This window comes from Bradyrhizobium sp., from assembly GCF_035652035.1.
Lineage (GTDB): Bacteria > Pseudomonadota > Alphaproteobacteria > Rhizobiales > Xanthobacteraceae > Bradyrhizobium.
Window position 1 is genome coordinate 1 of the sequence record NZ_DASREO010000064.1, and the last position, 9,924, is coordinate 9,924.

Genomic DNA, 9,924 nt, shown 5'->3' on the forward strand with positions numbered 1-9,924 from the left:
GGACGCGGCGTTCTGGCCCGCCGGCTGTGCCGCCGGCACCTCCTGTTTGGCCGCCGTCTCGTTCGCCAAGGCGTGCGAGCCGAGGACGAGCGCCAGCGCGGTCGCCAGGGTGGTTACGATGGCAGTCGAACGCAAGGCAGCGCGAGCGGAGCGGGTCACGGCATTCCTCTGCGGCGAATCACGAAAGACCTCAAGTTAAAGGTCTAGTTCATTGAATATGTGGAAAAAACACCCGATACGCGGGGTAAGGACCTTGTTTGCGTCACCACCACGGCAAAATCGCGGCCGGCTCTTATATGTCGCGGCTATATCCGGGGCGGCTTTACGTACTTTCGCCTAACCATCATACCCGGTATGAATGGCTAAATTCACTACTGATAGGAGCGGCCACGCCGCATCCGGAGTTGCTTCCGGAGTTAAGGAGAAGTCCATGGCAGCGAAGACGAAATTCCGCGGGTCTTTCACCGCCCTGGTCACGCCGTTCAAGAACGGTTCGCTCGACGAAGCGGCCTTTCGCGGCCTGGTGAGCTGGCAGATATCGGAGGGGACCAACGGCCTCGTCCCGGTCGGAACCACCGGCGAAAGCCCGACGCTGAGCCATGACGAGCACAAGCAGGTCGTCGAGTGGTGCATCGACGAGGCCGACGGCCGCGTTCCCGTGATTGCGGGCGCCGGTTCGAACTCCACCAAGGAGGCGATCGAACTCGCCGAGCACGCCGAGAAGGCAGGCGCGGATGCGGTGCTCGTCGTGACGCCCTACTACAACAAGCCGACCCAGGAAGGCCTGTACCAGCATTTCAAGGCGATCAACGACGCCATCGGCATCCCGATCATCATCTACAACATTCCGCCGCGCTCGGTGATCGACATGAGCGTGGACACCATGGCGCGGCTGTTCGAGCTCAAGAACATCGCCGGCGTCAAGGACGCCACCGCAAGCATGGTGCGCGTCTCCCAACAGCGCGCGCAGCTCGGCGAAGACTTCAACCAGCTTTCGGGCGAGGATGCGACCATCATCGGCTACATGGCCCATGGCGGCCATGGCTGCATTTCGGTGACCTCGAACGTCGCGCCGCGGCTGTGTTCGGAATTCCATCAGGCCTGGCAGAAGGGCGACCACACGACCGCGCTTCGCATCCATGACAAGCTGATGCCGTTGCACACCAATCTCTTCATCGAAAGCAACCCCGCGCCGATCAAGTACGCATTGTCGCTGCTCGGCAAGATGGAAGAGAAATTGCGTTTGCCGATGGTGCCGGTCTCCGAGCCGACGCGCGTTGCGGTTCGCAACGCGATGGTGCATGCGGGTTTGATCAACTGATTTGTGGCGTGGCCGACAAGCGTTCATGCCGCTGAATTAAAGGGGCCTGCACATGCTGAAGGATTTTCGCGACTTTGCGATGAAGGGCAACGTCGTCGACCTCGCGGTCGCCGTGATCATCGGCGCGGCCTTCGGCGCCATCGTCAATTCGCTGGTCGGCGACATCATCATGCCGGTGATCGGCGCCTTTGGCAGCCTCGATTTTAACAACTACTTCCTGGCGCTGTCGAAAAACGTGACGGCAACGAATCTTGCCGATGCGAAGAAACAGGGCGCGGTGCTGGCCTACGGCACCTTCATTACACTGACGGTGAATTTCATCATCGTCGCCTTCGTGCTTTTCATCGTCATACGTCTGATGAGCCAGCTTAAGAAGAAGGAAGCGGCGGCTCCCGCCGAGCCACCGAAACCCTCCGCGGAAGTCGTGCTCCTGACCGAAATTCGCGACCTCCTGAAGAAGGGGTAGATCGGAAAGTTAAGTGGCCGAGAAGAAAGAACGTCCGATCAAGGTGATTGCGGAGAACCGCAAGGCCCGTTTCAACTATGCGGTCGATGACACGGTCGAAGCCGGGATTGCGCTGACGGGCACCGAGGTCAAGTCGCTGCGCAGCGGCAAGTCGACGATCGCGGAATCCTACGCCGATTCCAAGAACGGCGAGATCTGGCTGATCAACGCCAATATCCCCGAATATCTGCAGGCCAACCGCTTCAACCACGAACCGAAGCGGCCTCGGAAGCTGCTCCTGCACCGCAAGCAGATCAACAAGTTGATGGGAGCGGTGGATCGCGAAGGCATGACGCTGATCCCGTTGAAGCTCTACTTCAACGAGCGCGGCCGCGCCAAGTTGCTGCTGGCGGTCGCCAAGGGCAAAAAGCTGCACGACAAGCGCGAGAGCGCCAAGAAGCGCGATTGGGGCCGGGAAAAGAGCCGCCTGATGCGGGCGCGTGGGTAGCCGTCATTGCGAGCGCAGCGAAGCAATCCAGTCCGCTTGGAATCGACAAAACTGGATTGCTTCGTCGCTGTCGCTCCTCGCAATGACGAAAGGAGACATGGGCAAATGAATCAGAAAAACCTGCTTGAAGTCGACTGGAGCAAGATTCCCGCGCCAAAGGACGATGGTGCGGCCGATCATCTCAAGGGCGCGATGATCCCGCCAGTCAGCCTTGTGGCCACCGACGACACCTCGGTCACGCTTTCGGCGCTCAAAGGCCGGAGCGTCGTGTTCGCCTATCCGCGCACGGGCGAGCCAGGCAAGATCTCGCTGGTCGACGATTGGGACATGATTCCGGGCGCGCGGGGTTGTACGCCGCAGACGTGTTCGTTTCGCGATCTGTTCGCGGAGCTGAAGGCGGCAGGCAGCCAGCATGTGTTCGGCCTGTCGACGCAGAGTAATGCCTACCAGACCGAGATGGCTTCGCGGCTGCATTTGCCGTTTCCGGTGCTGTCCGATGAGAAGCTCGAGCTGACGCGGGCATTGAAGCTGCCGACCATGGAGGTCGCGGGTCTCGTCTTGATCAAGCGGCTCGCGCTGGTCATTGACGACGCCCGCATCATCCACGTCTTCTACCCGGTGTTTCCGCCGGACCGGAACGCGGGTGATGTGCTGGCGTGGCTGAAGGACAACCCGGCTTAAGCTAAATCGGCGCGCACCTTCGCGAATACACTTCGAAACATTTCGGGCGTGAGCACGCCGGTATTCGTGTTGTAGCGTGAGCAATGATAGCTGTCATAAAGGCGGTACCGGCCAGCCTCGTGGACGGCGCCGTGCGCAAACGGGACGGATGAGGCGCGAAGGCCTAATGCCTTGACCGTGGTTTCATGGGCGATGCGGCCGAGCGCGACGATGGCCTTTAGCTTTGGCATGCTTTCGATGGCCGCAATCAGAAACGGGCGGCAGTTGGCGATCTCGAGGGGCAGGGGCTTATTTTGGGGCGGCACGCAATGCACGCCGTTGACGATGCGGCAGTCGACCAGCGTCATGCCGTCGTCGGGCCGGGCCTGATAGACGCCCGACGCAAAACGATACTCGATCAGGGTGGCGTAGAGGAGGTCACCCGCGTAGTCGCCGGTGAACGGGCGGCCGGTTCGGTTGGCGCCCTGCAAGCCCGGGGCAAGGCCAACGATCGCAAGCCGTCCGTTCCGGTCCCCGAAGGAGGGAACCGGGGCGTTGAACCAGTCCGGCTTTTGCGCGCGGTTGGTGTTGCGGAAGGCGGCAAGCCTGGGGCAGAGCTGGCAGTCGCGGTCGGGCTCGGATATTGGGGCGGCCGCTTTGACCCGAGCAGGGCTAGTCGTCGAAGTCGTCGCCATCGCCGCCCCTCGACGCCAGCGTCGTCGCCCGTTGCAGGAACTGCGGCGCGTGATGGCGCGGTTCGCGAGGAGCGGGGCGTTCCGACGGGTCGCGCCCCAGCTTGGATTGCAGCTCGACCAGATCGGTAAAGACGTCGGCCTGGCGGCGCAATTCGTCGGCAATCATCGGTGGCTGGCTCGCAATCGTCGAGATCACGGTGACCCGCACGCCCCGGCGCTGCACCGCTTCTACCAGCGAGCGGAAGTCGCCGTCGCCGGAAAACAGCACCATCTGGTCGACGTGCTCGGCCAGCTCCATTGCGTCGACAGCGAGCTCGATGTCCATATTTCCCTTCACCTTGCGCCGCCCGCTCGCATCGATGAATTCCTTCGTCGCCTTGGTGACGACGGTGTAGCCGTTGTAATCGAGCCAATCGATCAGGGGGCGGATCGAGGAGTATTCCTGATCCTCGATGATCGCCGTGTAGTAGAAGGCGCGGACCAATGTACCGCGGCTTTGGAACTCCTTCAGAAGGCGCTTGTAGTCGATGTCGAAGCCGAGGGTCTTGGCGGTGGCATAGAGGTTGGCGCCATCGATAAAGAGCGCGATCTTATTGGAAGCGGGTGACATTCAGAGTTCTCACAGGGTTCTCACAAGGGTTTCCCGGTATTCTTCTTGGCGCGGCTGCGGCGCTTCGCGCATCTTCTAACGATGCTGCCGAAGCCATGCCGATGTCCAGACACCGCCGGAAAAAAAGGTAGGTCGAAACAACCGGAAATGGACTTTTGTCAACGCAATGAAGCGTTTTCTTGTCCGCCCCGATATCGCGATGGCTCAAAAGCGCCCGGCCGCCTGTCCCAAATTTGGGGTTATCAGGGCAAATTAGGTAGGCCAAATCACAAATTAATCTTGCGAAACGGCCTTTGCGCCTATAACTACGCCAGCTTAACCAACATATTCCTTCCCCTTTAGCGGAGCGACAGTCGATGGCTCGCGTCACCGTAGAAGACTGCATTGATAAGGTCGACAACCGGTTCGATCTGGTTCTTTTGGCCGCGCACCGCGCCCGTATGATTTCGTCCGGATCGCAACTCACGGTCGATCGCGACAACGACAAGAATCCGGTTGTATCGCTGCGCGAGATCGCTGATTCGGCGATTTCTCCCGAGGATTTGCGCGAAGAGCTGGTTCATTCCTTGCAGAAGTTCGTTGAGGTCGACGAGCCTGAGCCGGACACGGTTCCATTGATCGGGTCGGCCGGCGCGAGCGTCGATGCCGATGATACCGAGGTCGCGATAGAGCGCATGACCGAGGAAGAACTCCTGAAGGGTCTTGAGGGGCTCGCGCCGCCGGAAGAGCAGCCCGAAGAAGACGAGTAAGTTGTTTAGATTGAGTCGCAGGCTTTAGTCCTGCTGCCCTATTCAATCCAAGAAGGTCCGGAGCCAGCTCCGGGCCTTCTTTTTTGGTCCACCATTTATGGTTACCGGCCGCAAAACCGGGACACCGAATCGTGGCACCAACTTTTCCGATTTTAAGCTGACGTGCGCCGGTTTCTCGTTAGACTATTGTCGTGTTCTTGACGGCCGGGCCTGCCTTGCGAGGGTGACGTCCGGCCGGGGAGCCCACTACATTATCTGGATCATACGGGGAGCGGACCCTAAGCCTCTTGGGTTCGCTTGCAGAGGTGTTGACCCAATGGCGTATCGGCGCCAGAGCACGGAGCAGATGCAAGCCGCGAGTTCGGTCTCGGTGGCGCCGTCGTCGGCCGTCGAGGCGAAGCCGGCCAAGTCCCGCGCGCGCATGATGCGCCAATATGATCTGGTCGAGCGCGTCCGCTCCTACAATCCCGATACCAACGAAGACCTCCTGAACCGCGCTTACGTCTACGCGATGAAGGCGCACGGCTCGCAGGTGCGCGCATCCGGCGATCCTTATTTCTCGCATCCGCTGGAGGTCGCGGCGATTCTGACCGACCTCAAGCTCGACGACGCAACCATCGTCGCCGCGCTTTTGCACGACACCATCGAGGATACGGAAGCGACCCGCGCTGAAATCGATTCCGTGTTCGGCCAGGAAATCGGCGCGCTGGTCGAGGGCCTCACCAAACTGAAGCGGCTCGAACTCGTATCGCGCGAAGCCAAGCAGGCGGAGAACCTGCGCAAGCTCCTGCTCGCGATTTCCGACGACGTGCGCGTGCTCTTGATCAAGCTCGCCGACCGCCTGCACAATATGCGCACGCTGGAGTTCGTGCCGCCGGCCTCGCGCCATCGCATCGCCGAGGAGACGCTCGACATCTATGCGCCGCTTGCAGGGCGCATGGGCATGCAGGAGATGCGTGAGGAGCTCGAGGATCTCTCGTTCAAGACGCTCGATCCGGAAGCTTATTCGGTGGTGCGGCAGCGGCTCGATTCGCTTGCTGAACAGAACCGCAATCTGATCGGCGAGATCGAAAGCCAGCTCTCCAAAGACCTCCAGAAGAACGGCCTGAGGGCGCGTGTCTATGGCCGCCGCAAGCAGCCATTCTCGATCTGGACCAAGATGCAGCGCAAGTCGGTCGGCTTCGAGCAGCTTTCCGATATTTTCGCCTTTCGCGTCGTGCTCAAGGATGTCGAGTGTTGCTACCGGGCGCTCGGCGTCGTGCACACGACCTGGCCGGTGGTGCCGGGCCGCTTCAAGGACTACATCTCGACACCGAAACAGAACGACTACCGTTCGATCCACACCACGGTGATCGGTCCAGGCAAGCAGCGCGTCGAGCTGCAAATCCGCACTGAGGACATGGACGAGGTCGCCGAACTCGGTATCGCCGCGCACGCCTTCTACAAGGACGGCGGGGGATCGCCAACTGAGCGACTCAAACGCGAATCCTCTGCTTTCGCCTGGCTCCGGCACACCATTGCGATCCTGTCCGACAGCGCCAATCCGGAAGAGTTTCTCGAACACACCAAGCTCGAGTTGTTCCACGACCAGGTGTTCTGCTTCACGCCGAAGGGCAAGCTGATCGCGCTGCCGCGGCAGGCCAATGTGATCGACTTCGCCTATGCCGTGCATACCGACGTCGGCAACAGCGCGGTCGGGTGCAAGATCAACGGCAAGTTCGCGCCGCTGTCGTCTGAATTGCAGAACGGCGATGAGGTCGAGGTCCTGACCTCCGACGCCCAATCGTCGCCGCCATCGGCCTGGGAATCGCTCGCGGTGACCGGTAAGGCGCGGGCCGCGATCCGGCGGGCGACGCGTACCGCGGTGCGCGACCAATATGCCGGCCTCGGCCGCCGTCTGGTCGAGCGGCTGTTTGCGCGCGCCAAGATCCAATATGCCGACGACAAGCTGAAGGGCGCGCTGCCGCGGCTGGCGCGGGCCTCGGTCGAGGATGTGATGGCGGCCGTGGGCCGCGGCGAGATGAAGGCCTCCAACGTCGCCCGCGCGATGTATCCCGACTACAAGGAAGAACGGGTTGCGCGCTACGGCGGCAAGAAGGGCCTTGCCGATAAGCTGAAACTGAAAGCACCTGATGGGACCGGACGAAACCTTTCGGCCATTCCGATCCGCGGCATCAATTCTGACTTGCCGGTCAAGTTCGCCCCCAACGGCGGCGCAGTGCCGGGCGACCGCATTGTCGGCATTATCTCGCCGGGTGAGGGGATCACGATTTATCCGATCCAGTCGCCGGCGCTGAAAGATTTCGAGGAACAGCCCGAGCGCTGGTTGGATGTGCGCTGGGATGTCGACGAGAGCACGCCGCAGCGCTTTCCGGCGCGAATCCTGGTCGACAACGTCAACGAACCCGGAAGCCTCGCCCAGATCGCCACCGTGATCGCGGAGCACGACGGCAATATCGACAATATCCACATGGCACGCCGCTCACCCGATTTCACCGAGCTCACCATCGATCTTGAGGTCTATGACCTCAAGCATCTCAGCGCTATTATCGCCCAATTGCGCGCCAAGGCCGTGGTGGCACGGGTCGAGCGCGTCAACGGGTAAGTGATGCGTCGTTGCCGGGCTTGACCCGGCAATCCATCCTTTTCAAGTAAGATGGATGCCCGGATCAAGTCCGGGCATGACGATTGGGATCAACGGGTTCATGAGTCGAAAATGCCCACTGTCTTGCCGATACGCCTCGGAGTGAATGTCGATCACGTCGCGACCCTTCGCAACGCGCGGGGAGGGACGCGGCCCGACCCCGTGCGGGCGGCGCTGCTTGCGATCGAGGCCGGCGCCGACGGTATCACGGCGCATTTGCGGGAAGATCGCCGTCACATCCGCGACGCGGACATGGCGCGGCTGAAGGCCGAAATCTCGAAGCCTTTGAACTTCGAGATGGCGGCGACCGCCGACATGATGACGATCTCGCTTGCGGTCAAGCCTCATGCCGTGTGCTTGGTGCCGGAGCGGCGGGAAGAACTGACCACCGAAGGCGGTCTTGATGTGGTTGGACAGCATAACGCGCTGGCGCCGTTCATTGCCCGTTTGAACGATGCCGGGATCCGGGTGTCGCTGTTCATCGCGGCCGACCCGGCGCAGATCGAGATGGCGGCCAGGTTGCGCGCGCCGGTCATCGAAATCCACACCGGCGCCTGGTGCGATGCGGTGGTCGACGGTCACCTCGCCAAGGCCGAATCGGAATGGAAGCGTATCGTCGCCGGTGCCGCGCTGGCGCGAGCGGCGGGTCTCGAGGTGCATGCCGGCCACGGCCTCGACTACGCCACCGCGGAAAAGATCGCCACCCTGGGCGAAATCGCGGAACTCAATATCGGCTACTTCATGCTGGGTGAGGCCCTGTTCGTGGGCCTTGGCGAAACGGTTCGTCAGATGCGGGCTGCGATGGATCGGGGCCGGAAAGCGGCGGGCACATGATCATCGGCATCGGCTCCGACCTGATCGACATCCGCCGGGTCGCCAAGGTCATCGAGCGCCACGGCGACCGTTTTCTCGATCGGATCTTCACCGATGCCGAGCGCGCCAAAGCCGAGCGTCGCGCCAAGAACGAGAACATGGTCGTGGCAACCTATGCCAAGCGATTCGCCGCCAAGGAGGCCTGTTCCAAAGCGCTCGGAACCGGCATCCGGCAGGGCGTCTGGTGGCGCGATATGGGCGTCGTCAATCTGCCGGGCGGCCGGCCGACCATGCTTCTGACCGGCGGGGCGCTGGCCCGGCTGGAGACCATGACACCGGTCGGTTTCGAGGCCAGAATCGACCTCAGCATCACCGACGATTGGCCGCTCGCCCAGGCGTTCGTCATCATTTCGGCCCATGATGCGCGCAAAGCCTAGCCTGCACGGGGTGCAGGGCGGCTATGAAACTAAAATGTCATATTTGTCAGTGGCTTATGAAATTTTGACCAAGCCGTTGATTGCGCCACCCATAACAACCGTCTACAACCGCGGCTGACGATTATTCGCCGTCTGAGCGGATTCGTAGCTCGAGTTCCGTTAGGCCGGCCGCCACATCAGAAGGCTGGTGATCGATTTGACATTCGCTTTACGAACTCGCGGCCAGGCGGGGAGCGAATGTCAAATCCACTCCACTAGTGCAATCCGTTGACGCGGCAAGCGAATGGCTGCTCGCGTGTGGGAAGCGTTTTCATCAGCGCCACCAGCGCAGCGGAGACCGAGAAGCAGGACGTTTAGGGAATCCATGAGCGTGACATCCTCCACCAAATCCGAAGGCGGCCTGGGCGAGACCATCCGCGTCGTCATTCATGCTCTCTTGATCGCGCTCGTCATTCGCACCTTCCTGTTCCAGCCCTTCAACATTCCCTCGGGTTCGATGAAGGCGACGCTTCTCGTCGGCGACTATCTGTTCGTCTCGAAATATTCCTACGGATACAGCCACTATTCGTTTCCGCTTTCGCCGCCGTTGTTTTCCGGCCGCATCTTCGGCTCCGAGCCGACGCGTGGCGATGTCGTCGTGTTTCGCCCGCCCAACGACACGTCGACCGATTTCATCAAGCGCGTGATCGGCCTGCCTGGCGATCACATCCAGATGAAAGACGGCCTGCTCTACATCAACGACACGCCGGTCAAGCGCGAGCGCTTGAGCGATTTCGTCGGCGAGGATCCTTGCGGCCGGTCTGAGGCGACCGCGCGGGTGAAGCGATGGAAGGAGACGCTGCCGAACGGTGTCACTTACGAATCGCTTGATTGCGTCGACAGTTCCGGTTTTCCCGACAACACGAACGTCTACGAGGTGCCGCCGGGCGATTTCTTCATGATGGGTGACAATCGCGATAATTCCAGCGACAGCCGCGTGTTTGGCTACGTGCCGTTCGAGAACCTGGTCGGTAAGGCTCAGATGATCTTTTTCTCGATTCGC

The 9,924-nt window shown here is 61.1% G+C and carries 11 protein-coding genes; 9 read left to right on the forward strand and 2 right to left on the reverse strand.

Annotation, left to right across the window (positions count from 1 at the left end; genetic code table 11):
• The first annotated feature begins 430 nt into the window (after positions 1-430).
• The 4 genes from dapA to VFB05_RS16970 all read left to right on the forward strand — a co-directional run bounded on the left by dapA (position 431) and on the right by VFB05_RS16970 (position 2,955).
• Entirely contained in the window at positions 431-1,321 is an 891-nt protein-coding gene (gene dapA / locus VFB05_RS16955) for a 4-hydroxy-tetrahydrodipicolinate synthase (RefSeq protein WP_325014016.1), read from the forward strand.
• A gap of 52 nt (positions 1,322-1,373) precedes the next feature.
• Positions 1,374-1,787, forward strand: a complete 414-nt coding sequence (mscL, locus tag VFB05_RS16960) for a large conductance mechanosensitive channel protein MscL (RefSeq protein WP_325014018.1) — start codon at positions 1,374-1,376, stop codon at positions 1,785-1,787.
• Between the two features lie 13 nt (positions 1,788-1,800).
• The gene (gene smpB / locus VFB05_RS16965) at positions 1,801-2,274 is read left to right on the forward strand and encodes an SsrA-binding protein SmpB (RefSeq protein ID WP_325014020.1); all 474 of its coding nucleotides are present in this window, start codon (positions 1,801-1,803) and stop codon (positions 2,272-2,274) included.
• Positions 2,275-2,379: 105 nt separating this feature from the next.
• The gene (locus VFB05_RS16970; RefSeq protein WP_325014022.1) at positions 2,380-2,955 is read left to right on the forward strand and encodes a peroxiredoxin; all 576 of its coding nucleotides are present in this window, start codon (positions 2,380-2,382) and stop codon (positions 2,953-2,955) included.
• On the opposite strand, the gene VFB05_RS16975 is transcribed toward VFB05_RS16970, so the two are convergent.
• The gene (locus VFB05_RS16975) at positions 2,952-3,629 is read right to left on the reverse strand and encodes a uracil-DNA glycosylase (protein WP_325014024.1); all 678 of its coding nucleotides are present in this window, start codon (positions 3,627-3,629) and stop codon (positions 2,952-2,954) included. The two genes, VFB05_RS16970 and VFB05_RS16975, sit on opposite strands and share 4 nt — an antisense overlap.
• Positions 3,607-4,239: an NYN domain-containing protein gene (locus tag VFB05_RS16980; RefSeq protein WP_325014026.1), complete on the reverse strand. Its 633-nt coding sequence runs from the start codon at positions 4,237-4,239 to the stop codon at positions 3,607-3,609. The genes VFB05_RS16975 and VFB05_RS16980 overlap by 23 nt, the downstream gene beginning before the upstream one ends.
• A 356-nt stretch (positions 4,240-4,595) precedes the next feature.
• On the opposite strand from VFB05_RS16980, the gene rpoZ reads away from it, so the two are divergent.
• The 5 genes from rpoZ to lepB form a co-directional block, all read left to right on the forward strand.
• Complete coding sequence (gene rpoZ, locus VFB05_RS16985) at positions 4,596-4,988, forward strand: DNA-directed RNA polymerase subunit omega (protein WP_298260009.1); 393 nt, start codon at positions 4,596-4,598, stop codon at positions 4,986-4,988.
• Positions 4,989-5,304: 316 nt separating this feature from the next.
• The gene (locus tag VFB05_RS16990) at positions 5,305-7,593 is read left to right on the forward strand and encodes a bifunctional (p)ppGpp synthetase/guanosine-3',5'-bis(diphosphate) 3'-pyrophosphohydrolase (protein WP_325014029.1); all 2,289 of its coding nucleotides are present in this window, start codon (positions 5,305-5,307) and stop codon (positions 7,591-7,593) included.
• Positions 7,594-7,704: 111 nt separating this feature from the next.
• Positions 7,705-8,466, forward strand: coding sequence for a pyridoxine 5'-phosphate synthase (locus VFB05_RS16995; RefSeq protein WP_325014031.1), 762 nt, complete (start codon positions 7,705-7,707; stop codon positions 8,464-8,466).
• Complete coding sequence (acpS, locus tag VFB05_RS17000; RefSeq protein WP_325014033.1) at positions 8,463-8,882, forward strand: holo-ACP synthase; 420 nt, start codon at positions 8,463-8,465, stop codon at positions 8,880-8,882. The genes VFB05_RS16995 and acpS overlap by 4 nt, the downstream gene beginning before the upstream one ends.
• A gap of 364 nt (positions 8,883-9,246) precedes the next feature.
• A partial coding sequence (gene lepB, locus VFB05_RS17005) for a signal peptidase I (RefSeq protein ID WP_325014035.1) occupies positions 9,247-9,924 on the forward strand: 678 nt, incomplete at its 3' end.